The 25,406-nt window shown below is 38.7% G+C and carries 22 protein-coding genes; 8 read left to right on the top strand and 14 right to left on the bottom strand.

The genetic code is table 11. The features are described from left to right. Positions 1 to 5 precede the first annotated feature (5 nt). From F3D68_RS03565 to F3D68_RS03580, 4 genes are all read left to right on the top strand, one after another. Positions 6 to 971 carry a beta-ketoacyl-ACP synthase III gene (locus F3D68_RS03565; protein ID WP_151193095.1) on the top strand — a complete coding sequence of 322 codons (966 nt, stop codon included), beginning with the start codon at positions 6 to 8 and terminating at the stop codon, positions 969 to 971. 1 nt (position 972) lies between these two features. Then, a complete protein-coding gene (locus tag F3D68_RS03570; RefSeq protein WP_151193096.1) occupies positions 973 to 1,392 on the top strand; it encodes a GFA family protein in 420 nt (139 codons plus the stop codon). A 73-nt stretch (positions 1,393 to 1,465) separates the two neighbouring features. Next, entirely contained in the window at positions 1,466 to 2,683 is a 1,218-nt protein-coding gene (ftsY, locus tag F3D68_RS03575) for a signal recognition particle-docking protein FtsY (RefSeq protein ID WP_151193097.1), read from the top strand. A gap of 56 nt (positions 2,684 to 2,739) precedes the next feature. Beyond that, positions 2,740 to 3,483, top strand: coding sequence for a ThiF family adenylyltransferase (locus F3D68_RS03580; RefSeq protein WP_151193098.1), 744 nt, complete (start codon positions 2,740 to 2,742; stop codon positions 3,481 to 3,483). A gap of 5 nt (positions 3,484 to 3,488) precedes the next feature. Here F3D68_RS03580 and pssA read toward each other — a convergent pair whose 3' ends face one another. The 3 genes from pssA to fkpB are packed head-to-tail and all read right to left on the bottom strand — an operon-like array spanning position 3,489 to position 5,681. Then, positions 3,489 to 4,253: a CDP-diacylglycerol--serine O-phosphatidyltransferase gene (gene pssA, locus F3D68_RS03585; RefSeq protein WP_151193099.1), complete on the bottom strand. Its 765-nt coding sequence runs from the start codon at positions 4,251 to 4,253 to the stop codon at positions 3,489 to 3,491. 10 nt (positions 4,254 to 4,263) lie between these two features. Next, complete coding sequence (gene ispH, locus F3D68_RS03590) at positions 4,264 to 5,238, bottom strand: 4-hydroxy-3-methylbut-2-enyl diphosphate reductase (protein ID WP_151193100.1); 975 nt, start codon at positions 5,236 to 5,238, stop codon at positions 4,264 to 4,266. After that, the gene (gene fkpB / locus F3D68_RS03595) at positions 5,238 to 5,681 is read right to left on the bottom strand and encodes an FKBP-type peptidyl-prolyl cis-trans isomerase (RefSeq protein WP_151193101.1); all 444 of its coding nucleotides are present in this window, start codon (positions 5,679 to 5,681) and stop codon (positions 5,238 to 5,240) included. The genes ispH and fkpB overlap by 1 nt, the downstream gene beginning before the upstream one ends. Before the next feature lie 102 nt (positions 5,682 to 5,783). Here fkpB and F3D68_RS03600 point away from each other — a divergent pair, with 102 nt between their 5' ends. The 4 genes from F3D68_RS03600 (at position 5,784) to F3D68_RS03615 (ending at position 9,961) form a co-directional block, all read left to right on the top strand. Further along, positions 5,784 to 6,578, top strand: a complete 795-nt coding sequence (locus F3D68_RS03600; protein WP_151193102.1) for a hypothetical protein — start codon at positions 5,784 to 5,786, stop codon at positions 6,576 to 6,578. Next, complete coding sequence (gene dprA, locus F3D68_RS03605) at positions 6,568 to 7,641, top strand: DNA-processing protein DprA (RefSeq protein ID WP_224728223.1); 1,074 nt, start codon at positions 6,568 to 6,570, stop codon at positions 7,639 to 7,641. Before F3D68_RS03600 ends, dprA begins: the two co-directional genes overlap by 11 nt. A 42-nt stretch (positions 7,642 to 7,683) precedes the next feature. Then, positions 7,684 to 8,133 carry a DUF494 family protein gene (locus F3D68_RS03610; RefSeq protein WP_157968224.1) on the top strand — a complete coding sequence of 150 codons (450 nt, stop codon included), beginning with the start codon at positions 7,684 to 7,686 and terminating at the stop codon, positions 8,131 to 8,133. Between the two features lie 115 nt (positions 8,134 to 8,248). Further along, positions 8,249 to 9,961 carry an NAD-dependent malic enzyme gene (locus F3D68_RS03615; protein WP_151193104.1) on the top strand — a complete coding sequence of 571 codons (1,713 nt, stop codon included), beginning with the start codon at positions 8,249 to 8,251 and terminating at the stop codon, positions 9,959 to 9,961. A 7-nt stretch (positions 9,962 to 9,968) separates the two neighbouring features. Here the strand turns inward: F3D68_RS03615 and F3D68_RS03620 are convergent, their stop codons facing one another. The 11 genes from F3D68_RS03620 to iglH form a co-directional block, all read right to left on the bottom strand. Further along, positions 9,969 to 11,882: a hypothetical protein gene (locus tag F3D68_RS03620; protein WP_151193105.1), complete on the bottom strand. Its 1,914-nt coding sequence runs from the start codon at positions 11,880 to 11,882 to the stop codon at positions 9,969 to 9,971. Between the two features lie 72 nt (positions 11,883 to 11,954). Next, positions 11,955 to 12,395: a hypothetical protein gene (locus F3D68_RS03625; RefSeq protein ID WP_151193106.1), complete on the bottom strand. Its 441-nt coding sequence runs from the start codon at positions 12,393 to 12,395 to the stop codon at positions 11,955 to 11,957. Between the two features lie 9 nt (positions 12,396 to 12,404). Further along, a complete protein-coding gene (locus F3D68_RS03630) occupies positions 12,405 to 15,368 on the bottom strand; it encodes a PAAR-like protein (RefSeq protein ID WP_151193107.1) in 2,964 nt (987 codons plus the stop codon). Positions 15,369 to 15,379: 11 nt separating this feature from the next. Then, positions 15,380 to 16,459, bottom strand: coding sequence for a type VI secretion system protein IglI family protein (locus F3D68_RS03635; protein ID WP_151193108.1), 1,080 nt, complete (start codon positions 16,457 to 16,459; stop codon positions 15,380 to 15,382). After that, on the bottom strand, positions 16,456 to 17,688 hold the full coding sequence (gene tssK, locus F3D68_RS03640; RefSeq protein WP_151193109.1) for a type VI secretion system baseplate subunit TssK: 1,233 nt from the start codon (positions 17,686 to 17,688) through the stop codon (positions 16,456 to 16,458). The genes F3D68_RS03635 and tssK overlap by 4 nt, the downstream gene beginning before the upstream one ends. 62 nt (positions 17,689 to 17,750) lie before the next feature. Then, complete coding sequence (locus F3D68_RS03645) at positions 17,751 to 18,395, bottom strand: hypothetical protein (protein WP_151193110.1); 645 nt, start codon at positions 18,393 to 18,395, stop codon at positions 17,751 to 17,753. Positions 18,396 to 18,486: 91 nt separating this feature from the next. Further along, on the bottom strand, positions 18,487 to 19,983 hold the full coding sequence (tssC, locus tag F3D68_RS03650; protein WP_151193111.1) for a type VI secretion system contractile sheath large subunit: 1,497 nt from the start codon (positions 19,981 to 19,983) through the stop codon (positions 18,487 to 18,489). Positions 19,984 to 19,986: 3 nt separating this feature from the next. Beyond that, the gene (tssB, locus tag F3D68_RS03655) at positions 19,987 to 20,547 is read right to left on the bottom strand and encodes a type VI secretion system contractile sheath small subunit (RefSeq protein WP_117002230.1); all 561 of its coding nucleotides are present in this window, start codon (positions 20,545 to 20,547) and stop codon (positions 19,987 to 19,989) included. A 247-nt stretch (positions 20,548 to 20,794) separates the two neighbouring features. Beyond that, entirely contained in the window at positions 20,795 to 22,408 is a 1,614-nt protein-coding gene (locus F3D68_RS03660) for a hypothetical protein (RefSeq protein WP_151193112.1), read from the bottom strand. A 178-nt stretch (positions 22,409 to 22,586) separates the two neighbouring features. Next, positions 22,587 to 23,846, bottom strand: coding sequence for a hypothetical protein (locus F3D68_RS03665; RefSeq protein WP_151193113.1), 1,260 nt, complete (start codon positions 23,844 to 23,846; stop codon positions 22,587 to 22,589). A gap of 153 nt (positions 23,847 to 23,999) precedes the next feature. Further along, a complete protein-coding gene (iglH, locus tag F3D68_RS03670) occupies positions 24,000 to 25,394 on the bottom strand; it encodes a type VI secretion system baseplate subunit TssF/IglH (protein WP_151193114.1) in 1,395 nt (464 codons plus the stop codon). Positions 25,395 to 25,406 lie beyond the last annotated feature (12 nt).

A 25,406-nucleotide genomic window follows, 5' to 3' on the forward strand; every position in this document is an offset into this window, starting at 1 on the left:
GAATAATGTTTGCAAAGATCACGGGCACAGGCAGTTACTTACCCGCCAAAGTATTACATAACACCGATATTGCCAAAATGGTTGATACCTCTGATGAATGGATCACGCAACGCGTTGGTATCAAACAGCGCCATATTGCCAATGAATCAGAAACTACAGCACATATGGCAATTGAAGCTGCCAAAAACGCCATGAGTATGGGCAATATTCAAGCTCAAGATATTGACCTTATCATTGTTGCCACAGGAACAGCGGATTACATCATGCCGTCGACTGCAAGCATTGTGCAAACACAAATAGGTGCACCTTGTTGCCCCTCATTTGATATTAGTGCGGCATGCAGTGGTTTTGTTTATGCTGTTGATATTGCTAAACAATATATTGAAAACGGCAGCGCCAAAAATGCCTTAGTCATTGCTTCTGAGCGCATGTCACGCACATTGGATTGGCAAGATCGCTCAACCTGTGTTCTATTTGGTGATGGTGCCGGTGCGATTATCCTAAGCCAAAGTAATGAAGCGGGTATTATTGCCTCAACGCTTTATTGTGATGGTGAAGGCAAAGATATGCTAAATATCCCAGGACTTTTAAGTAAAGTACCATTTACCCAAGCTCATTATCATGCGATGTTACACATGGAAGGCAATAAGGTCTTTAAAAAGGCTGTTTCTAAGCTTAGTGATTTGGTATCTGATTTATTAACTAAAGCCAATATGCAAGATTCAGATATTGACTGGCTAGTACCCCATCAAGCCAACTACCGTATTCTTGAAGCCACTGCCAAGAAGCTTAATATGCCGATGTCACAGGTGATCCTTACCCTTGAAAACCATGGCAACACTTCAGCGGCCTCCATTCCTTTGGCACTTGATCATGCCGTACGCAACAACCAAATAAAGCCAGGACAAACCATCCTTACCGAAGCCTTTGGTGCTGGTCTTGTTTGGGGTGGATTTATCGCCAAGTTTTAACATGCCACAAAAAATTAACTGCATTTGCCTTTGTCAACGGATCCGTTTTAACTGTGAAGCCAGCAAAATAGCAGCTTTCTGCCATTGTAGCGTTTGCCAGAAATCACACGGCACGCCCTTTGCTGCACAACTCTCCATAAAACCTCAAAGCCTTATGATTGAGCATGGCAAGGAATATTTAAAAAGCTATGCATCATCACATGACTTGCTACGCATGTTTTGCAGTCATTGTGGCAGTCGACTCTACAATATAAGTAAAGATAAACAGTCTTATGCCAGCGTTGCCTTAAGTGCAATTGATAACAAAAACGCTGTATTCAAAATCAAAGCTCATATATGCACTGACACTAAAGCAGATTATTATCAAATCAATGATTCCATTAAACAATACCCAGATTTCTTTGGTATTGATCGCAAATAACAATAAAGCATACTTGAAAAGACCTAAGGCATCATGCAGAATGCATCTAGTTTAAATTTATACTTTGATCGACATGGGTTTATTTAACCGCTTTAAACGTAGTAATGAACAAAAAATCAAACGTCCTGATGCGCATACTATTCAAGAAGAGCAAATACAACAAGATGTTGCAACAGAAGCAAAGCCTCAGCAAGAAACTGTAAATGAAGTAGAAACCTCAACTGTTTCAACACCAGTTGAAGCAGAAGCCGAGCCTAAAACAAACACTGATATTCAAACACCTGAGTCATTAGCACCCGCTAACACAGAGACATCAACAAAAGACCATAAAGAAAAAAACATTGCAGTTGAAACAGCTAACAAGGATAAACGTGGACTATTTGCGCGTTTAAAAGATGGTTTGAAAAAAACACGTTCAAAACTCGGTGGTGGCATTGGTGATTTACTCTTGGGTAAAAAAGTCATTGATGATGATCTAATCGATGATATTGAAATGCAGCTACTTACCGCAGATATTGGTGTTGAAGCAACTCAGGAAATCATGGAGACGGTGCGTAACAAAGTCAGTCGCAATGAGCTACAAACCATTGAAGCACTTACCGATCTTATTAAAGAAAAGCTCAAGGAAATTATCACGCCTTCTGAGAAGCCATTAGTGATTGATAGCGCACATAAGCCATATGTTATTCTAATGATTGGTATTAATGGTGCTGGTAAAACGACGACAATTGGTAAACTTGCTAAGAAATTCCAAACCGAAGGTAAGTCGGTGATTTTAGCCGCAGGTGACACCTTTCGCGCAGCTGCTGTTGAGCAACTTCAAGTGTGGGGCGAGCGCAATCATATCCCTGTTATTGCTCAGCACACGGGGGCTGATAGCGCTTCAGTTATCTATGATGCAGTACAAGCAGCCAAATCAAGAAATATTGATATTGTCATTGCTGATACCGCAGGACGCCTGCATAACAAAGATAATTTAATGGAAGAGCTTAAGAAAGTCGCACGTGTGATGAAAAAGCTTGATGATACGGCTCCGCATGAAGTCATGCTGGTACTGGATTCAGGTACTGGGCAAAATGCCATTATGCAAGCAGAGGTATTTAATAAAATCCTTTCAGTTACCGGCATTACGCTTACTAAAATGGATGGTACAGCCAAAGGTGGCGTTATTTTCGCTATTGCTAAAAAGCTCCAATTACCCATTCGCTTTATTGGTATTGGTGAGAAGATCGATGATCTTCGCCCATTTCATGCCGATGACTTTATTGACGCACTATTTAGCCAAGATTAATGCATCTATAGTGTTTATCTGGCATACTACCGCAAAAAATAACTACTTAATTTTCAATGAAACATACGGGACTTTTTGAACGCACAGCCATTCTTGTCAATGATGATGGTATTGAACGACTAGAAACATCACATGTATTACTTGCAGGTGTCGGTGGTGTTGGCTCTTTCGCCGCTGAAGCCTTAGCGCGTGCTGGCATTGGTGAAATCACATTAATTGATCATGATGTTGTCTCAAAATCTAATCTTAATCGCCAATTAGTCGCATTAAACTCAAATATCGGCATGAAAAAAGCCCAAATCATGCGCGAGCGCATTTTAGATATTAACCCCAATTGCAAGGTTAATATTATCGATGATTTTATTCGCAAAGATGATATGACACCTATATTTGATAAACACTACGACTTTGTCATTGATGCGATTGATAGCCTTGTGTGCAAGGTTGCCTTTGTCGCTTATGCCCATGAGCATGGATACAATGTTATCTCAAGCATGGGTGCTGGTGGTAAACTTGACCCGACACAAATTAAAGTCGCTGACATCTATCAAACAAGCATTTGTAAACTCGCCAAATTCGTGCGTATTCGCTTGCGTCGCCTCAAAGTTAAAAAAGGCATTCTTGCCGTATACTCGACAGAGAGTTCATTACCACCGCTTCCACCTGAGCCCGTTGATGGCGATAGTCGCGACCGTGCTGTTAATGGTACGATTAGCTATATGCCGGCATTGTTTGGGCTAACGATTGCTGGCATGGTCATAAAGCACCTTGTCGGTGACAATCTACACGCCAAGCAATAATACCCCTATTTAACCTGTGCTGTTTGTTTACCTTTAAAAACTCGCGCAATACTGCCTGATAGCGCGTAAATCATAAATATCACAAACAAAGTAACCGATGGATCGATAAAGATAATCGCAATGATAAAGACGACAAATACTGTTTGTGTAAAGACCACCTTGCCCTTTAAGTCATAATCTTTAAAGCTTCTAAACTTAATATTGCTTACCATCATCGCTGATAAATAAAGAGTGATAATCGTTGCGAAAAATGTCACCCATCCTTCAGCGGATGTGTGTCCCAGGGTATTGCAAAACCACACAAATCCAGCAATCGTTGCAGCGGATGCCGGACACGGTAATCCTGTAAAATAGCGTTTACTATCAGGGCTGTTATCATCAAGCTGTGTGTTAAAACGCGCCAAGCGTAAACCAACACACGCCAAATAAATAAATGCAACTGCCCAGCCAAATTGTCCTAAATGGTTTACTGCCCAGAAATAGATAATCAAAGCAGGCGCCACACCAAATGACACAATATCAGCCAGTGAATCATATTCCGCACCAAATGCGCTTTGTGTATTGGTTAAACGCGCAACACGTCCATCTAATGAGTCCATGATCGCGGCAATATAAATACACACTGACGCCAGCACAAAATGACTGTTAAATGCAGCAATAATCGAATAAAACCCTGCAAACAAACTCGCTGAAGTGAATAAATTTGGCAGAATATAGATACTTTTAATGCGCTGCGTCACTTGTTTATCTAACGATTGGTCATCTTTCATCGCATTATCCTTACACGTTACTGTTATTGGCTTTCACACCGCCAAGCTTAGTTTGCTTTAATAACTTTGGTAAAGGAAAAGTTACCTCTTCCTTAACGCCTTCAAAATCAACAACATAGGCATCGGCAAAGTGTGCTTGCAAGAAGCTTACCACTTGCTGCACTAAATACTCAGGCGCCGAAGCCCCAGCAGTAACACCTGCATTATGCTTATGAGCAAACCATTCAAGATTAATGTCATCCTTATTATCAATCAGGTATGCATCTACCCCCTCTTTCTCAGCTAGCTCACGCAGACGGTTTGAGTTAGAGCTATTTTTAGAGCCTACCACCAAAAGAATATCAGCCTCTTTAGCCAATTCTCTTACTGCATTCTGGCGATTCTGGGTGGCGTAGCAAATATCTTCTTTTTTTGGTGAACTGACTTCAGGATATTTAGCCTTTAATGCAGCAATAATATCTTTTGTTTCATCAACCGATAAGGTTGTTTGGGTTGCAAAAATAAGCCTTGTTGGATCTTGAACATCTAAGTCTGCCACATCATCAACATTTTCAACCAAATAGATCTGACTGTAGTCATTTTTATATTGTCCAAGTGTCCCCTCAACCTCAGGGTGTCCTTTGTGCCCTATAAGCACACATTCGACACCAATATTACTGGCCTTTTGCACCTCTTTATGCACCTTTGTCACCAATGGGCAGGTCGCATCATAAATTTTAAGTGCTTTACGCTTTGCTTCTTCCTCTACCGCTTGCGACACACCATGCGCACTAAATATACACACGGCATGATCTGGCACTTCATGTAATTCTTTAACGAAAATTGCCCCTTTTTCTTTAAGGCTTTCAACCACCGCACGATTATGCACCACTTCATGGCGCACATAGACAGGATGAGGTTCCAATGCAAGCACACGTTCAACAACATCAACAGCGCGTGAAACACCCGCGCAAAATCCCCGTGGGTTGGCTAAAATAATTTTCATTAGGCAAATTCCTTATCTGAAACCTCTAAGATATCAACATCAAACAAAATCACCTGCCCTGATAATGGATGATTGAAATCAACCGTCACATCATGCTCATGAATCTCAACGATCACACCAGGTAATTCTGTCCCATCTTTCTGTGAGAAGGCAACGATTAGACCTTGCTCTAATTCCATATCTTCTGGGAATCTTTTTCTTGGCACTTCATAAATCATCGCCGGATGTTTTTGACCAAAAGCATCTTCAGGCATCAACATCATCTTACGATTAGCACCAATTTCTAAACCAAGTAACTCATTTTCTACTTTTTCTGAAAACGTGCCCTTGCCCATTTGAAAAACATATGGGTGATCATAGTTTTTCGTATCTTCAGCAATGGATCCATCTTTTAAACGGATTTTAAAATGCATCTTTACAAAGCTATCTCTTTGTATTTTCATGGAATTCCTTCGTTTTAGTTGTGCTTTTTTTGCTTTTCCCCAACATCTAGGCTAGAGTTTTAGCAGATTACTAACGCGCACATTCTACGAGATTTATAAAAAATGCACAAATATTCCTTTGCACGACAAGCATCACTTAGCAGTATTTCACACAAACTGCTACTGTCTATCGTCTTTTTCTCATTAGTCTCACTGTTAAGCAAACCCGTAAATGCTGAATCTTTATATGAAAGATATCATACCTTTTTTAGTAATTTTTATTTATCTGACATTCCTTTGAGGGATGCAGCCAAAATCATTGCCTCATCAAAAGGGCAAACTCTTGTCAGCTCTGGTGACACTGTTTATGTTTCCAAAACCAATGAAACACCCTTTTACTACATTTTTTCACATGTCAATAGCATTCCTTATGCTGAGAATAAATACGATTATATTTTCAAACGCCTTGGCAAGGCTGAATTTATTAGCAACTACCAAGGCACACTAGTCATGCGCATTATGAATATTACCCAAGAGATTAATATCGGTGATCATGCGCTACCTTCTGATTTAGTGCAAACAAAACTACCTAACGATGAAATTGTCGCTGATAGCAATATCAGCGGTGAAGTCACACAACTAGAGGGTGAAGCTGATTTTGCCGGGACCTATCAATCTGTTTTAATCAATACAGGACAAAGCGCCGGACTTAAAATGGGTATGCGCGTTTATTTTGAATCACCTGCTAAAAAAGTTGATGGTTATGCCATCCCTGGACAGTTTTTAGGGCAAGGATTTGTCTATCGACTTGCTAACCATCATGCTATAGCACTCGTAACTGACGCTCAACAAGAAGTTATGATTGGCAGCACAGTATTAACTCAACTCCCCAAACACCATGCAAAACATGAGCTTTAGTGTTTTACACACTATCCCTGGATTTTCTTTTAAGCACTATCAAAAACTTGTGAGCCTTGAAGTTAGCATTGATGACTTTCTTGCCAAACCACATAATTATCAACACGCTTTAAATTTAAATCATGAAACGATTACTTTTATTCAAGAGCAGAAATTCACGCCTTATCTCAAAAAACTTGAAACTTGGCTTCAATCTTCTGATAAACATCATTTGATTCATCTTACTGATCTAGTATTCCCGCCACAATTAAAACAAATCAGCGATCCACCATTAAGCCTCTATGCCATTGGCGATATTGCCCTTTTAAACACACTGCAACTTGCTATTGTTGGCACGCGCCAAGCCAGTCTTTACGGCAGTGAATGTATCAAGGCACTGATCCCTAATCTGTTACAAGCCAAACTTACCATCAATAGTGGTATGGCGCTTGGCATTGATACGTTGGCACACCAAGAAACACTTAATCAAAATGGCAAGACCATTGCCGTACTTGGCACTGGCGTCAACATCTGTTATCCGGCACAGAACCGTCACCTTTATGCTCAAATTCAAGCACAGGGTTTGGTTATTTCTGAGTTTTTATTAGGACAAGCACCTAAGCGCTTTCACTTTCCTAAAAGAAACCGATTGATTAGTGGCTTAAGCCTTGGTGTTGTTGTCATAGAAGCAGCGCACAAAAGTGGCTCATTGATCACGGCAATGCATGCTCTTGAGCAAAACCGCGATGTTTTCGCTATTCCAGGCAATATATTTCACAGCCAAAGTCATGGCTGCCATAAGCTCATTCAAATGGGTGCAAAACTTGTTTGTTCAGCAGAAGATATCATTGATGAGCTAAATCTCACACAAACGCTCAATACTTCGCAAACACCCTTTCAACAATCATTATTACTCACCAACGAGCAACAGCTTGTTTTTGACAGCATTGGCTCAAGTTGTACCACGATTGACAAAATTATCGACACGACCAACTTAACATACGCAAAAATAACTGGCATACTGTTTGAGCTTGAGATGGAAGCGCTTGTTAGCGCAGTTCCTGGCGGATATAAACGAATCTAATAAGGTAACATGAACAACAAAGCCCCTATACTACAAGTTCTCATGTCGCTGTTTAGCGATTTGCCCTACTTCGATGGTGATATGGTCAAATTGACAAACTCACAAGAGATATTACATGAATTGCAAAAAGCAGGTCTTGCACCACAGGCGATTGAGCAGGCAATTGCTTGGCTTGAACGTTTCAGCAAATTCAATGACGAGCCAAGAGCAGACTATCACCCTGAAACCGTGCGTGTCTTTACACCACAAGAAAAGGCAATTATTCCAACAGAAAGCCTGCGATTCTTGCTTGAAGCCTACTTAGCAGGTGACATTCAATCGCATGAGCTTGAGTTTATTATTGAACAAATCATATCCCTTGGCACGCACACCATTACTGAAGAACAATTCCTATGGATATTTGAAATGACCATTGCCAACCAAGAAGATGAGCTTTTTGGTGGATTCATCCCTATTGAAGAAGTATTAACAAGATCTTTTCGTATTCACTAATCATTACCCTGTTTTCCTTAACATTTTTTATTGCTTTATTTTAGCTGTCTAACGTTGCGCTTAGCATTTATAAACCTATACTCATAACTGTTACACCAAACAGCAAGGAGCTTATATGTTTAAAGTTATTACCAATAAAGACGGGCAAACACAAGAAATTCAAACTTCCCTTTCTGCCCATGAACTGATGGACAATCCACTGTTAAATAAAGGCACCGCCTTTAGCAAAGAAGAGCGTGATGCGTTTGATTTACACGGTAAATTGCCAATTCAAGTTGAAAGCCTATCTTCACAATTGATGCGTGTCTATCGTCAATTTCAAGAGAAAAATGACAATATCCAGAAAAATATTTTTCTAAATACCCTGCATGATAGCAATACAACGCTTTTTTATAAATTTTGCTCACAACATATCGACGAGGTATTGCCGATTGTTTATACACCAACGGTTGGTGATGCCGTTGAGCAATACTCTAGCGAATTCAGACGCCCTGCTGGCGTTTATCTTGCCTATGATGAACAAAAACAAATGGATAAGATCCTCAGCAATATCGCCAAAAAGCAACAGATTGATTTTATTATTGTTACCGATGGCGAGGCTGTCCTTGGTATTGGCGACTGGGGCATTGGCGGCATGGATATTAGCATTGGCAAACTGATGGTTTATATTATTTGTGCGGGCATCAATCCTGCCAATGTGCTTCCTGTACAACTTGACGTTGGCACCAACAACCAAAAGCTACTAGATGACCCGATGTATCTTGGCGCGCGCCATCCACGTATCACCGGCAAAAAATATGATCAATTTATCGAAAAATTTGTCATAAGTGTAAAAAAGCACTTCCCCAATGTCTATTTGCACTGGGAGGACTTCGGTCGAGGTCATGCGCGCGCGATTTTAGAGACTTATCGCGACCAGCTTTGTACATTCAATGATGATATGCAAGGCACAGGGATTGTCGCTACAGCTAATGTGATTTCAGCCATCAGAGCCACCCAAACTAAATTTACGGATCATAAAGTTGTAATGTTTGGTGCCGGCACCGCAGGCTGCGGCATTATGGATCAGATTCTTGATGCCTTTATTGCCAGTGGCATGACAAAAAAGCAAGCTTTGGATCGCTTTTATATTATTGATCGATTTGGTCTTGTCGTTGATGATATGCCTGATTTACCAGACTTTCAAAAGCCCTATGCTAAATCAAGAAAGCAACTTAAGAATTGGAATATCAATAATCAGGAAAATATTTCATTGCTTGAAGTCGTGCAAAATGCTAAAGCCACAATCTTAATCGGTTGTTCAACGGTTAAAGGTGCTTTTAACAAACCGATTGTCACTACCATGGCGCAAAATATTGAGCGCCCGATTATCATGCCATTATCAAATCCAAATTCACACTGTGAAGCAACACCTGAAGATCTCATCAACTGGACCAATGCCAAAGCCATTATTGCCGCAGGCAGTCCATTTGAACCTGTTGTTTATCAAGGAAAAACTTACCAGATATCTCAAGGCAACAATGCGTTCATTTTCCCAGGACTTGGATTAGGTGCCATTGCTGTTAAAGCGACCAAGATGTCTGATGGTATGATTCGCGTTGCCAGCGAAACACTAGCGAGCTTCTCACCACTGCATCAATCCGTTAACAATCCAGTATTACCACCAATTCATGATGCCACCATTGTTAGCAAAGCGGTCGCTATCGCTGTTGCTAAACAAGCGATTAAAGAAGGCTTATCAAGTATCAAAGCCAAAGAAGCTGATGTCGAGAAACTCGTTAACAACGCACAATGGATACCTGATTACTATCCACTAAAGAAACAGTAAAAACGTCTTAACTCCCTGATTCACCTGCACTTGTTGCACTAATCTTAGTGGTATTAGCTTGTGCATCAAACTCAATGCTATAGTTTGATTTTTCATTATTCTCACCTAAATCTATCCCCATATTGAGTTTTTGTTTTTTGCCTGTCTTATCAGTACTTGCTTGGAGTGACATCTCCTGATCTGCGCCCCAAAACAACGATTCAAGCTGAGTCGACGCCTCAATGGGCTTTATAATTTTCGTTGCAATAATGCCATCAAGCATTACATATTCAGGGTTACATTTCAGCATTACCCTTGTGCCTACTTTCAATGGCAAATGATATTGAGCATGTGTGATATAACCACTAACAGGAACCTGTATCAGTAGATTGTTAAACTCAGGCAATTTAACCCAATAACATAGCTCATCTTTTGTCAATTGATCTAAACTCATACCGTCAATTGCTGGGCTTTTATTTTTATCTACCACATATAAATATTGTGCTGATTTATTACTTTGCTGTTGATTTGCATCTGAGCTGCCGACAACAACCCCCTCTGTCGTTATTAATGGCATATCCCTCACTTTGGGCGTAAACGCAAGATCTTGCTCTTTGGGGTCAGTAAACACATACTCTGAAACAAGCGTATGCGTTGCTGAATAATATCTTTTAAGATCTGCGGCTTTCACCTTTCCAAGACGAACACCCTCATTGTTTGCTTGATGAAGACTCATCATCAATTTAAATGAATGCACTTGAGCAGATTTATCGCCGAATAAATTTAAGCTTTCACCATTAGCTAACGGTAAATTCAAATCCATTTGATCAAGTGGAAATATTCGCCCTATAAAGCTTGGTAATACATCAAACTGCATTATTAATTGCTGCAATGGCAATTTCTGAGTTGTCTCAAATTTTAATCGCTGATTTGCTTGTTTTTTAGCATCATCTTCAACGGCAGATGATATGCGTCTATTAACAATACATATTGGCTTATCCTCAGCACTCTCAGGATAGCTTTTTACTAATTCAGGGAAGGTATTAATCACCTGATCTGCTGTTTGTGATTTTGTGATATTTTCAAGTTTGATATTAATCAACTGCTGCCAATCGCTAAAAACCAAATTTGTATTGGATTTGGAGCCTTCATCTGTCGCAAGCGCTTTTATTTGATATTTTGGCGTCTTTATCGCAGGCCAGCTAATCACACTACCATCAAAATCCTTTGACAGCACCACACTTGGCTTTTCCTCCTGCATCGCCTGATAATCAAGGGCTAACACACCACCATAGTGCGCAACAATAAACACTAGATATTCATAATGACTTATATTCTTTCCATGCACACAAGGGATAATAACGCGTCTTTTCGTTTGGTAATCCGCGAGCTTTTCATCTACGGTCAAGGTACATAGTGCTGTAAATGGTGACATGATATCGGCGATGACATCACCATAACTTTTATCCTTAAATCCCATGCGTTTACTTGATTGCTTTAACCAATATTGCAATGGGTCAGTAAATTTCAATCTTAAGCGCTGACGCATAGATGTGATCACAGGTTTTTTAGTTTTGGTGTCTATTTGACTATTAAAATCTAAGTACTCCATAGTTAACGGTTGATACTCAGTTAAGTAACCACTTAAAAGAAGCTGCTCTACTTGACTGCTTTGGCTATCAACATTTAATTTTTGTTGAATCAATATATTAATTTTAACCGCACCTTTCATCATCAAATCTTTGACTGAGTTAATCAATGCTTTATCATAATCCAAAGGAATCAGTGTTAAGTCTCCAGTAAAACCACTTACTTGCATATCCAATGTAAATTGATGAATAAAAGAGCCATTAATCTCAAGCAATTTATCCTGTTGTGCTTTATTGCTTTTATCTAATGGAATTAATTGAATTTGCAATAGCTGAGTGTCGAAAGATGCCATTTATTTCAACCTATTTATTAACCTATACTCAACATATCCTTTTTGAGAGAAAAGAACATAGCCAAAGTGGCTTTATGGACCTAGATTAACCTGTGGCGCTTTACCACTAATTGAATTACCTTTCATGCTAATACTTTGCCCATCCTGCTCAATATTTTCTGCCTTGATTGTGATCGAACTGTCTGAAATCGTTAATTTAGAACTCCCCACACAGATTGAAATCTCACCATCTTTAATATCGAATTTCGCACTACCGATTTCAATAAATGCTTCATCACTACTTAGCTTTAAAGTTGTGTTTTTTACTTGAGCTGTAAGCGTTTCATCGGCAGTTAGCGTGATTTGTTTGCTTTTTTTCTGAATCGTGCCTTCTGGTACTGATTCATTAGATAGTTTAGCTTTTGCATCAAGGCAGTATTGATATTGATCCTCACTATTCTTAAGTTGGGTTGTCAATGTAATGCTTGGCACATTCGCAGCAAGGGTAATATCAGCCGTATTTAATGTTGCCATTTTTTCACCTTAAGCCACTTCAATGGCATCTTGCCCTGGGTTTACCACGGTAACCATGCCACTCATTGCAGTAAAGGCACAGTGCAATTGACTATTTTGACGTACTAAAGGCATGCTTAATCCTTGCGTCATCGTTGCCAAAGGAAACCATGGTAACGTCAATGGCATACAAGCTGATGGGGCTCCCAAAGAGGCAATCACCAATGGATTTGCTGGATTTGTGCATGGTGAAAACGGTTTTACATTCAAAAAAGGAATCATATTGATCGGTAAAGTTGCCGGCTTCCCAGGAGATAGATTCACACCAAAAGGAAGCACTGTTAATGGCAAGGGAGCCGCCCCCATCATACAACGAATCTCAGCACCTGATGATACTGCAACCATTTTCTCACCGCTACCACTAGGTGTTGCAAATGCACTCATCACACAGCCTAATGCTGCAGTTAGCTGATTAAGCATATCCGTTACTTGTGGAATAACGACATTATTTGGTAATAAACTATTTAGATCTGGCAAGGGTGGCAATTGCATTGATGCTAATAGGCTTCCTTCATTTGGCATTGCAGGAAAATTTGCCATTGCCTGTGTATTTAAACTTACCGATTGACCAAGTGTAACACTTGTATTCATAGCAGTCTGACCATTAACTAGTAAATTATTGCCATTTGCTTGCATATTCAGTGCATTATCACGTAGCTGAAGTAGGTTTTGTGGTAATGCGACTTGATCTTGTGATGGGTTTAGAGCCTGTTGAAAGTTTGAATGTAATTGATTAACTTGCTGATAGGCATCATTTATTTGATCTGTTGCATGTGGGCAACTTGGAAAATTCATGCGTGCTTGCATGAGGCTTTGTTTGATATTATCTGCCTTGGACTGCATCACATCAACACCTGTTGATAATAGAGGGCATAGCTTAGGCTTTGTCGCTGCAATCTGCTTATTAACTTGCTGCTGCATATCGTTAAGTACCGCAGCTACTTGTGCCTGTGATTGATTAATCACTGCCAGATTTTGTGTCAACTGTGCCGAACTACTTTGGCTTGTGAGCCCACTCATACTCTGCTGTGCTTTTATTAACTCTGTGTTGAGCTGATTGAGTTTCTTTAATGTGCTTGGTTGTAACGTTGCTATTTCATTAATAGACGCTGATTGACTTAATGAAACCATTGGGTTGACATTACAGAAAGTTTGCGACACTTGATTAGATAGCTTTTGTGTCATCGCATTGGTTGCATTTAGCTTACTATTTAACATACTTTGCATTTTCTGTGCAGCAGCTTGAATCTCAGCAAGTTTTTCTAAATATGCCGCCTTAAGCTTGGCATAGTCAGCTTGAGCCTTTGCATATGCTGCCATTGCTTTATCTTGTAATGCTTGTATTTGCGCTAATCTTTTCTCTCCATTTTGTGGCGAGTCATTAAGAGCGGTTATTGCTTGTGACTTCATTTGACTTTGCAATTGATTAAAGTGACCTAATGACTGCGCATAATGATCTTGTGCTTGCGACATTGATTTATTGTCATTAATGCAACCACTCAATGCGGCAAGCTGCTGCGCATGCGCATTTTGCAAACCATTCATTTGCTCATTTGCCTGAGTCAACTGATCATTTAATGTTTGCTGATAGCCATTACTTATGGTAGCAGCATGTTGATTTAATTGTGTTAAAGAAGTATTTAAGTGATCTAAAGCTTGCGCATATTTTCCTGATCGATTGGCAAAGTCTTTGCAACCTTTGGCACTATTAATGATATCAGCTGCATTTTGCGCATTATTTAATGCTTTTATCATCTGTTGATTGATACTATCTTCTGATAATTGATGTTGCTGTAATTGGTTATTTAGCGTTGCTAGCGGTTGATATTGTGTTGAAGCATCTGCTGACTGCGCCGCCCAATATTGACGACTTATGTGTTGCGTTTGCGTTGATATATAGCTTATTCGCTGCTGCAAATCATCATCATTTGCTATGGCGTTTGTAGTGGATGAGTCTTGCTTGATCTGCGAAAGCTGATAATTCACTTGAGTGGCTTCAATATGCGCACGATAGATACCTGCTTCCGTTTGCAATGACTGTTGGTATAAATCATTGTTTTGACAGGTCGCATTGATTTGATTAAAGCTTGCTTGTGTATTGGCTATGCTCGTTTGCACCTTTGTCATTTGAGCATTTACATCGGCTTGATTTGACTGAGCACTACTATGCATCGCATACAGCTGCATCAATTCGCTAGAGGTATCATTCATACGTTGTTGAAAATCACCAATATTTGCATTTAACGCCGAGTGACTACGCGCAAAGGGCATCAAGCTACTGACTGCTGAGGTATAGCTTTGTTGCAACAACATAAATTGATTTGCCTGCGGGAAACGAGATGCTTGCGCATGCCCTGTAATACTTTGTTGTAATGCATTATCATATTGCTGAGTAAGTGCCTGTTGGTTTAAACCCATATTGCTTTGTGCATTTAATTGCTCAGAGAGCATATCATCTGGACAATTCTCAATAGCACCTTTGTAATTCTTAAGAGCATCTAGATGACTATTTGCTATCATCATCTGTATTTGAGCAGGTGATCCTGCACTACTTAACTCAGGTCTCTCAGGCTGAGTGAAAGTAGCGTTTGCCTTTAACGCATATAACTGTGATCGCTGATCACTTACACCTTGCTTTATAGCATCCATATTGGCAACTTGATCAACGCTTGACTGATATGTGCTACTTTGATCCAACAACGACTGCTTGAGCATATTGTCATAATCGTTAGCATTTTCCCCACATGATTCATTTGAATCAAACGCGGGAGTATCTTGAGTAGGGGGCTGATAATCAGTCGCCGCATACGCCCCCATCAAAGCATATTGCCAATTATTTGATAATGTCTCAACCTGTTGGTTATGACAGCTTCCTTGGCAATTTTGTGCATTGGGACATATTGATTTTTCAGAAGATGCTAACTCATTTTCCACCATAATCACCTTTAATCTTGACGTATAAACTCGTTGTTGTAATGACTCTCACGTTCTTGGAACGGTTGTTGTGGTGATTGATCCCTCTCATAGTCATAGCGCTCATGCATTGATTTTTGTAAACTTGGCATTGGCGTATTGGCAATAAGTCCATTAAAGATCTCCTTATCAACAGCACTGCCATTATTATCAAACGTTTGATCTAACAATAACCTATGGTCCGAATGAATAATATTCTCAAGAATACTCCATTGCAACGAATTAAGATTATCATTCATATAATTAACCAATGTTTGAAACTTAGGATCAAAACTTTGCTGATAAAACCCAATAAAAATACTTGGGAAATACTGTAACGGATTAAACTGTGATAGCTCTTTATATATATGATGATATAAGGCAGCGGCAGCAGTCATCTGACCTTTGGCCTTTAATAAATCAAACGTCTCAAGCTTCGCTAGCAAATTAAACCATTTTTGTGATGCCTCTTTTAATGAGACTGATGCGACTTGAGTTTTTCTTTCATTGGCATCTAAATCCACTTCTGTTGCAGACTCATGCTCATCACTATCCTTCAGCTGAGACTCTACAACAGCTTTAGCTAATCGTTGTTGCAGAAAATGTTGTAACTTCTTGTAGCTGTCTTGCAAACTGGGGGCTAATTGCATGATACAAACCACAAGCAAGTCAAAAGCATTGACAACATCTTCTGCAATACTTAAACGCGATTTCTGGCTTTCTTGATAAGTTAAATTATCCATCACCCCACTAACAAACCACCCCAAAGCACTTTCAATTTGGCGAGGTTTAAACTTATATGGTTGCAGTATTTCATAACGATCTTGCAAGATAAAATGCAAACTATCAAAAGCGTATATCGCATGTTCATTGAAGTTTTGATGGCAAAGTCCAAAAAGGTAATAACATACCAAACGAATATCAAAGTAACCTTCGGCTAACTTTGACATCGACATCTCCATACATTTTATATAATCGCCCTTTTGGCTCCAGTCAACGATCTCAGATAAATCAACTTGTGATAATACATCCTCACTGGCTAATAGCTCAGCAAAATCAATACATTCACTCATAGCGCGCTCCTTTCGACCTTATAGTCCGGTGAGTATAAAAAGATCTTGGCATTTTCAAGCTGAGGGGTTGTTGTCATGGCCATATTGCCATAATGAATCACATTGTCCCACTCTCGACCTGCCTCCACTTTATAGATTTGGGTATTCGCATCAAAAATATGCGAAAATAATGTCTCTTTTTCATGGGTTAATTGCAAACCAGGCAATGCTTTTTGATGCACTACAGGTAAGCGTTCACTACTGGCAACTTTGATATCATCAATATTAAAATCTTTAGTTAACTCTTGAATGAGTAAGTAAACTCGATTTGAACCTAAAATAATCTCTGGAATTTCTTTGAGCTCTATATAGCGCATACCTTTATTAAAAGCTAACAATGATGCTTCTTTCACTTCATATTTGGCGATAAAACCTAAGTGTTCAACCAGATCATTCAAACACTTACAGCATGTGTTATGCTGATATGTCAGCTCAGTAATAGGCTCATCATCGATGTAATTGCAAAAACAAAGATAAAAATCATATAAATGTTGAAACAAATAATCAGGTGATGACCGACCACCTTGCTCCATGGTCATCATGCAATTATCAATACGATAACTATGCATCAAAACTGTCTGCGCCATCACATATTTACTGGCTGAAATATGATTTAGTAAGTCATTTTTAATTCGCGCCTCGATCGACAAAACAATGCTTTTAATCTGATCTTTGTAGCTTTCCCAAAATAGACTGTTATAAAAACTTAAAATAGGCGTTTTTGCTAAGGCATTAAGCTCACATTTACCAGATGGCAGCATTGAAATCTTACAAAAAGGAAAGCTACTAACACTTCCATCCATAGTGGGAGCGCTAGACAAAACTGCCTTGTAGCTTTTAATCTCAATTTGATGATCGACGACCGATATCTCTTTAGGTTTTGCAGAGAAAACATGTAAATAAACCTCTTTATTTGACGTCTTTAATAGCTCATCTAGCAAGCATTCTTCAATACTGAGATTATTATGCAATTCATAATATTGACCACAAACATCAATTGCTTTAAGCACTTTAAAGCGGATAACACCCATTGCGCACAAGTCACGATCAATCACTAAATCAGCAAAACCATAAAAAGCTTCACCTTGTAATTTCGAGCGTTGAACAATAAGCGCAACATGATGATCACCCATCATATTAAAATGCTGAGGCAAAAGTAATTGACCATTTTTCCAATTGACTTGATGCATACTAGACTCACTTTTTTGCACTAAATGATTTTGATAAATTAAATACTGGTGTGTTTATCTTACTAGCCCCTTGTCCAAGCTAAGCTTAATTTTGCCTCTTTATCTGTGGCTCTCATAACTTTACCAGATGAGCCCTTAGGCGGTAACACAGACATCCGCCACTCAACGTTAGTTACGTTACCCTCTTTTTCAATTGTAACTCCATCAACTGGTCCAAAAGCTAATTCACCGTCATTTACAGGTATTTCGACCACTAACTCCGTATCATCTGAACTAAACTCAGTAAACCAAGGATCATCTTCAGATACCGAACCATCAGCACAGTAACAGTTAAATTTAATTTTCGCCTCCACCTTACTCATATTTTGAGCGCTTGATACAATTTTTTTATGAGAAGCTAAGTCAATTATAAATCCTATATGGATAGGAGATGCAGTTTGACCATCCCACGTCATATAAGTCATTGGCCAAGCTTTTTGCGCCTCATTGCCCTTCGCTGGCAAGTAAACCTCTAGACTTGGATCATAAGTTTCACCTGCAATGCTTAAACCTGTTAAAACCCCATGGCGTCGAAAGCATGACTTTGTCGGCTCTTTTAACATGCTCACTCCATCAGGCAACCCATTCCAATTCCCTGGATGAGTATATGATGTTGATTGTCCAAAACCATGACGATATTCTTTTGTTTGATGTACTATTCCAGACATTTTTTTCTCCTATTTGAGTTTTATTGATCTCCACGGAAAGCTCCGTGATGCTCTGTCTTATGACAGAATATATTGCTTACTTTTATAGATATTAAAGACGAGAGTCTAACTTCAAGGTAACATCCATTCCTTCAAACTGCAGATGAGGCAAAACTGAAATACTACAGTTATACCAACCAATCCTTCCCTCAATAGCATTAACCGTGACCGCTGCCGACTTGAATGGAAAGCGCTGTAACGTGATGTCATCTGGATCAATTACTGTCGTTACATAGTCAAAAATCCAACGGTTTAGTTCTGTTGAAATATAGTTTGCATCTGCAGTTGAACCAATATTGTCACGCATCACAGACTTAACATAATGCGCAATACGTGTAATTGAATAAGTGTATGACAGGTTTGAAATCATCTGCGCGTTTTCAGAGTCTTTGGGATCTTCAAAGGTCTCAACATATTTCGCTGACTGCGCACTAAAAAAACAAGCTTCTGTTGTTCCCTTGTTGTATACCAAAGGAATAAAACCACACTTAGCAAACTCAAACTCACGATAATCAGGAATCACAAACTCCACCGGTGGCTTTGCCTCCTCCTTTCCACGAATATCAAAAGTATGCGTCGCAAGATTCTCAACCATGCCTCCCGCTTTTGGACCACGGATATGCTGGCACCAACCAGAGCGTTCAAACGATTTGGTTAAATTCTTAGCAAACAATATGGCACTTGATCCCCATAAATAATCATGATCATTCAGTGGATTAATCTCCTCTTTAAATCCTTTTAAACCTTTATTGGCTGGATTAATTTCTGGATCATAAGGCAGTCTTAAAACATAGCGTGGCAGCGTCAAGCCAACATAAGTTGCCTGCTCTGTTTTTCTAAATTTATTCCAATTACCAAATTTAGGGTGATTCATTAACCCCTCAAGATCTTTGATCTGCGACAACTCTTCAACAGAGTCACAGCCAAAAAACTGCGGCTTAACTGCTGATACGAATGGTGCATGTGAGGCAACTGATATTTTGCCCATAGTTGATAACCAATCCAAGTCCTCATTTGAGCGATCAAATTCATACAGCCCAATAATTGAACCATATGGCTCACCGCCATATTGATCATACTCCGCAATATAAACTTTTTTGAATAATGACGATCCTGCGATATCAACACTATTACATTCAAAGTCCTCAGCAAGTTCATCTTTAGATGCATCTAAAAAATCAATTCTAATATTGGCCTGAAAGTTGGTATCTTTCACTAAGTCTGCTAATGAGATGAATTGAGATTCAATATGTTTGAACTCTGGCTGATGCATGATTTCATTAACTTGATCATTGATGGCATTATCAATGCGATCAATAATTCGCTGTGCAATTGATTTATTAAAGCCCGCACTAAAGTCCTCTACCTCGGCATTTGCCATGAGTGCTGCCAGACTTGCAAGCAGGCGATTTTCCTCACTGCAGTTTTCCTCCACATTTGAAAACGCATTAGCAACCATTGGGGTTTGTGCAACGGCTGTTGCATTTAAACTTGCGGAACTGAGTAAAGCTTCAATTGCACTTAAAGTTTGTGTATTTTCTGCTGTCATTATTTACTCCTTAGCAGTGCTATCAATTTCACCTTCAATCACATTCGCAACCTCTGCTTTTGGTAAGGTGTAATTTTCAAGTGCATTTAGATTTGACTTAAGTTCGTTAGCACTTTCATGTGCCTTTAAAATATCGTTAAGTTTACGACGAAACGCCTTGTTATTATCTGACATTGCTTGTAACTCAATCAGTAATGTTTTCATTAAATTCAGTGCTTTAATCTTTGGTACTGATTGAGCAACACTCGTAGGGTTAAATGACTTTATATTTTCGATGGGGATATTGACATCAATAGAGCCTTCATTGGAAGGATCCACTTTGTTTTCGACATTAAGATTTAATGTGATCCCCATATCTTTAATTGTTTTGTCTAAATTTTTGCCGTCAAGTTGACGCACCTCTCTGGCATCAAAATCTATTTGACGATCTTTTGATTTCCCCAACGAAAAGTCCCCCATAACTAACATCCTAAACGGCAATTCTTTTTTTACCTTTTTGCCATTGATTTCTACAGGGTATTTAAGGGTGATACGTGATTTAGGAATTTCATCAACTACTGCCATTTGTTTCTCCAATTTATTTAACACTTACTATAAAATCACCAACTAGTGATCTTCATGTGATCAATATTAACTCACCAATCTCAGCGGAAACATAGCCATATTGGCCTAATGCTATAATTTATAAAACTCGAGGTCTCCCTACACGTATAGCTTTTGCCTCTACGGCAGATTAAATTATAATAAATGCAATGGATCATGCCTTAATATCCCTTAAGAGTTTTAGGGAAATCAGCTTTTTATTGAATAATTACTTATCAATTTTTAATGATAAATTAATTACATCATGATCAAAAGCACTATTGATTTCATAATCTCTTACCACATGTCCATTAAATTTATGTTTAATTAAAAGATAATAATTAGCATGTCTCTGAGGATCAAAGCCGATGAGTTGTGAAATTTTCTTATACATATATAAAATCATCCTCCCATTATAGCCATCAAATCGATCTATCTTATTATGCCATCTACTATGCGTTTCTAAAGTGAATGCCGCTATCTTAGTTCTCATATAATCTCCAAATGTTCTACCAAAATAATGGTGCTGTTCTGATGAATGTGTTTTGGCAAGACTCATTAACTGCATTTCTTCACGATATTGCCTTTCAGTAATATCATTTCTTTCAAATGCATACTGCACCATTTCCCTATACTCAGCAAAGCGCTCTCTATTACTTTGGTAATGCGAATATTTCTGATACCCAGCATAACCAAGATAGCAGAGACCAAAAGCAGCACCAACTACCATAAGTGCACCAACGGTTGCAGCAGATCCTGCCGCAAAAGCGATTGTAGAGATGACACCAAGGCAAGCCTGAACACTATTATTCGCTAATGAGACCTTGCGGCGATCGCAAGCATTTTCATACTTAACCAACAACCAAGAAAGCATGCCTTTTAATGAGGCGATAGATATCAACTGACCTTCATCAACCGCTCCTCTTACTCCATAGCGTAAAAACCTTTCAAAGTACTTATTAACCATATAAAGCGCTATATAAGTATCATCGATCTTTTCACAGTAACTTATGATTTTTGAAACATCATCAGCAGCAGACACCACACCGCCAACAGCACCAACTACTCCACCAGCTAATGTTGTTGCATGAGAAGCTGCAGAAGTAGTAGAGCGTGCGATAATTGTTAGGGTATTTTCTGCAGCTCCTAAAGCCGCCTGTGATGCTGCTACACAGCGACTTTTTGTTGAAGCCTCATCATCTACTATTGTAGCCACAGCATTACCCATAGTACGCACTAACCCAACACTTCCTAAAGCAAAAGTCCCAGCATTTAACTCCCCCCACCCCTTGGAATGGCTAGGAACTTGGTCACCTTGATACCTTGCATTATATCCACCACGAACAGCATTCCCTGTGGTCTGTACCATTTTAGCAGCAGTAGCCAAATTTTCAGTTGCACGCATACCACTTTTAATTTTATCCGCTGCTGAATCTTCACGAAAGCACCTTAAACTGGGCGTTTGTGCACGCCTATGGACTACTCTATGGTGTTGCTCATAAGAATGCTCACTTCTAGCAGCATAACCACTATGATAGCGACTAGCTGCAGGTGAGCGAGAGCGCTCCATTAGATGCTGATGATATAAAGATACTGGTATTTTTGAATGTTCTTCATGGGGATTAAAAAACTCTCGTCCAACAGCTGTAGGTGGGCGAGAGCGCTGCCTTTGATCCTGATGATATAGTGGTCTTTGTGAATAGCCCTCATCAGGAATAAAAAACTCTCGCCCACCACTCACCCTTGAGCTACTACTTTCTTCAGGTACTCGCCATAGATGCTTACCGCAAACTGAGCATGTATATTTTGTTTCCGATATATATCCACAACTATAACATTCCATAAAACGACTCCCATAATTTTTTAACAAATCCAAAATCAAATGCACCAGGCGCATTAGTATAATAAGTACATAACTTGCGAAATAATAATTAGTTTCTGTGAACCTTTTTTTACCGCAACCACATACCAAACTTCCTACAATCTGTAAAAAACACTCAATCAAATGCCTCTATAAAGCATTAAACCATCTGGCTTTTGACGCTTAAGTAGTGTCTTCGACAAATATCATAAATCCTGTGCTGCCCTAATAATTTTGATGATGCCGAAATATTCTCTAAAACACTGATTAATACATCTTTAAAATCAGTGTCGTACTCATGATATTTAGATATCCTTTGATGGTATTTTTTATCTTTTAAAAGCAACCTTGACATCAACATATAAATTAATAAATTAGATTCTTTTAATACTTCCAGATTTAATGATATTTGTTTTTTACTTATTCCTTGCTCAATTAAATGACTTGCATAAGCAAGCTTTCTGCTAGCTGAAGCTTCATTTAGCATATGTGACGGTCTTTGCTCGAATAAAAGCTCAAACGCTTTAACTATTTCAATAAACACATCATAAATATATTTCACCTCATCTTTTGTATCCTCAGTTAATTCAAGATTATATACTGATGTATATACTGATTTAAGTATGCTAAAAACGGTGTTAATCTCTCTCCAGTGAGCCAAGCCATTCTGCTGTGCACCAAAACTTTTATAGCTATGATTGTCCCTTTCCATATAAGCGTGGTTGCATTGAGCGCCTTGAATTGAGGTTGTTTGTAAGATTGGGCAGTAAAGTGTATATTGTGTAACTGTCACTCCATCATCATCACTTAATGAAACCACCGCACCATGGTTGGCCTGATCATCTAAAGTATATACAAACAAGCTAGATCTAACCGAGCCATAAAAATCTTTTTTAGATTGCAACATTTTACAAATTTTTTCATGAATAGAGTCTGACTGCCCCGATGCTGCCGAGCATGAAACCACCTCAATCACTGTTTCTTGAACAGCTTTATTTCTAAATGTTTTATAGCAATGGTAAATACAATTAGCAACTAGTTGGCAATCCATTGCTCCACCAACATCCGAATGCATTTTACTTTTATCTGGTGCGCCATGCCCTAGCACAAGTATTCTAATACGTGTATACGGATCCAGTTTTTTGCGATAGTAATAATAGTTCAACCACCCCCTAAAATATTGCTCCTCATAAAACTCAAAGTTTTTAGGATGAAGATCTAAGGTAATAAAGTTTTTTAACCCTTTATAGTTTTTGCTCAAACTATTTGAAAGCGTTTGATCTCTTTGATCTTCATCACAAGGTTTAAAATAACTACTTGCATAAGAACAGGCAGCATTTAAATAATACCGACCTGCATTAACAGCCTGTTGATAAAAAGTAGGACGTATTCTTATTAAAATTGTTAGCTCATTACTCATATTATTTCCTGCTTTAGCATTGAGTTCTCATCATGAGTGATCATAAATTTAATCATATGTCTGCGATTTCAAAGTGACTTTATTTTATTTACTAGTAGGTCATATTTTAATAAGAATATATCTGACTGAGTATAGCCAAAATAGCCTCTTTCTTTACAGCTGATTTTTAAACTGCACTAATATCTTAAACATCGTATTTAAATAGCGATTGAGCGCAGTATCCTTACAAAAACTAATCTCTTTAGCATTATTCATATGCACAATTTGATCTTCAACATCTCGTAAATATGCTATCAAGTGTGTCAATTTTTCTTGTTGATATTGCAGTGGTAAAATTTCAGTGACTAAGTCGAGTAAATCTTTATGCAAAATATTTCTCTTGTAACTTAATTTTTGAATCAGTTGCATTGCATAAAAGTCTAAGACAACAGAAGCAGAGGCCTCCAAGTTCATGATTGGAGCCAGCTTTAATGACTCAATCGGTTTAGAAGGAATACTAAAGCTTTCTAGTCTGCCTAGCTGGCGATAACCACTGTGCCATGCAGCCTTTATTTGAGCCTGCATCCCAGGCTCAAATGGGATATTATGAAACTGTATGTGCGTATATCTTTGATGCATTGATTTCTCAGCTGGCACTAAAGTATAACTTGGCTCACCATAACCACAGCTACTTTGTGGGTATATACGTGTAGTTTTGGCCTCTTGAATCAAACTAACTTCAAGCTCTCGCAACAACAAATCATTTTTTTCATGGTTTAAAATAATCGGATAGCTATCTTTGGAGCCATCGACCCGAATGGGTAATGCATAATCAATATGATAGTTTATCAATGGCAGGTGATTAACCTTAATCAGTGATATACCTTCTTCAACATCGATCATTTTCCCTTTAAAATCGATGACAAGCTCTATTGATTTAATTTCCTCTTCATAAAAGTCATTATTAAACTGCAAGCGTAACCCTTGATAAAACCGTCTATCTCTTAACTGATCTTTTAAATACTCATGTGGATGCATATAGGCATAATGAAGCTTCTCAACAACTGCTCTTTTTGTTCTTTTCTCACCTTGCAGTGTAAATTCTAGCGAGAATTCAGCTTCTTTAAGTACATCAAAGTAATTGCTAGAAAGGATTTCATTCTCATCAAAACACCAAATATCAATATGGTTTTGATCAAGATAAAAAAAGCCAGACAAGTTATTTAGACTCAAATATATCTTATCACCATCACTTCTGCGATTTGTGATTTCACAAGGCAAGATTTGTGTATTAAACATCGGATGCAATGTGCATTTTTGACCATCTTTGGTTAATGCTTCAATGCGATCACTCAATAATAAATCCACAGCATTTACCTGTGACGGCTTGAGCTTAATCTCAGTAAACAGCTTATATGGAATAGCACTTTGTAAATAGGGAATTCTTGTATTAAACGACCTAAGACGTGCATTATAGATATACTGCAAAACATCTCTTTTAAGATCTTTGACATCGCTTTCCAATACAGACTGAAGCTGGATAAATTTCTGTGCTAATACATCTTGCATAGAGACTCCTTA

Source organism: Cysteiniphilum sp. JM-1 (assembly GCF_008711525.1).
Taxonomy (GTDB): domain Bacteria; phylum Pseudomonadota; class Gammaproteobacteria; order Francisellales; family Francisellaceae; genus Caedibacter.

Excerpts from the sequence above, each read along its gene's own strand:
- F3D68_RS03565 (WP_151193095.1), top strand. The coding sequence starts at position 6 with ATGTTTGCAAAGATCACGGGCACAGGCAGTTACTTACCCGCCAAAGTA.
- F3D68_RS03570 (WP_151193096.1), top strand. The coding sequence starts at position 973 with ATGCCACAAAAAATTAACTGCATTTGCCTTTGTCAACGGATCCGTTTT.
- ftsY (WP_151193097.1), top strand. The coding sequence starts at position 1,466 with ATGGGTTTATTTAACCGCTTTAAACGTAGTAATGAACAAAAAATCAAA.
- F3D68_RS03580 (WP_151193098.1), top strand. The coding sequence starts at position 2,740 with ATGAAACATACGGGACTTTTTGAACGCACAGCCATTCTTGTCAATGAT.
- pssA (WP_151193099.1), bottom strand. The coding sequence starts at position 4,253 with ATGAAAGATGACCAATCGTTAGATAAACAAGTGACGCAGCGCATTAAA.
- ispH (WP_151193100.1), bottom strand. The coding sequence starts at position 5,238 with ATGAAAATTATTTTAGCCAACCCACGGGGATTTTGCGCGGGTGTTTCA.
- fkpB (WP_151193101.1), bottom strand. The coding sequence starts at position 5,681 with ATGAAAATACAAAGAGATAGCTTTGTAAAGATGCATTTTAAAATCCGT.
- F3D68_RS03600 (WP_151193102.1), top strand. The coding sequence starts at position 5,784 with ATGCACAAATATTCCTTTGCACGACAAGCATCACTTAGCAGTATTTCA.
- dprA (WP_224728223.1), top strand. The coding sequence starts at position 6,568 with ATGAGCTTTAGTGTTTTACACACTATCCCTGGATTTTCTTTTAAGCAC.
- F3D68_RS03610 (WP_157968224.1), top strand. The coding sequence starts at position 7,684 with ATGTCGCTGTTTAGCGATTTGCCCTACTTCGATGGTGATATGGTCAAA.
- F3D68_RS03615 (WP_151193104.1), top strand. The coding sequence starts at position 8,249 with ATGTTTAAAGTTATTACCAATAAAGACGGGCAAACACAAGAAATTCAA.
- F3D68_RS03620 (WP_151193105.1), bottom strand. The coding sequence starts at position 11,882 with ATGGCATCTTTCGACACTCAGCTATTGCAAATTCAATTAATTCCATTA.
- F3D68_RS03625 (WP_151193106.1), bottom strand. The coding sequence starts at position 12,395 with ATGGCAACATTAAATACGGCTGATATTACCCTTGCTGCGAATGTGCCA.
- F3D68_RS03635 (WP_151193108.1), bottom strand. The coding sequence starts at position 16,459 with ATGAGTGAATGTATTGATTTTGCTGAGCTATTAGCCAGTGAGGATGTA.
- tssK (WP_151193109.1), bottom strand. The coding sequence starts at position 17,688 with ATGCATCAAGTCAATTGGAAAAATGGTCAATTACTTTTGCCTCAGCAT.
- F3D68_RS03645 (WP_151193110.1), bottom strand. The coding sequence starts at position 18,395 with ATGTCTGGAATAGTACATCAAACAAAAGAATATCGTCATGGTTTTGGA.
- tssC (WP_151193111.1), bottom strand. The coding sequence starts at position 19,983 with ATGACAGCAGAAAATACACAAACTTTAAGTGCAATTGAAGCTTTACTC.
- tssB (WP_117002230.1), bottom strand. The coding sequence starts at position 20,547 with ATGGCAGTAGTTGATGAAATTCCTAAATCACGTATCACCCTTAAATAC.
- F3D68_RS03660 (WP_151193112.1), bottom strand. The coding sequence starts at position 22,408 with ATGGAATGTTATAGTTGTGGATATATATCGGAAACAAAATATACATGC.
- F3D68_RS03665 (WP_151193113.1), bottom strand. The coding sequence starts at position 23,846 with ATGAGTAATGAGCTAACAATTTTAATAAGAATACGTCCTACTTTTTAT.
- iglH (WP_151193114.1), bottom strand. The coding sequence starts at position 25,394 with ATGCAAGATGTATTAGCACAGAAATTTATCCAGCTTCAGTCTGTATTG.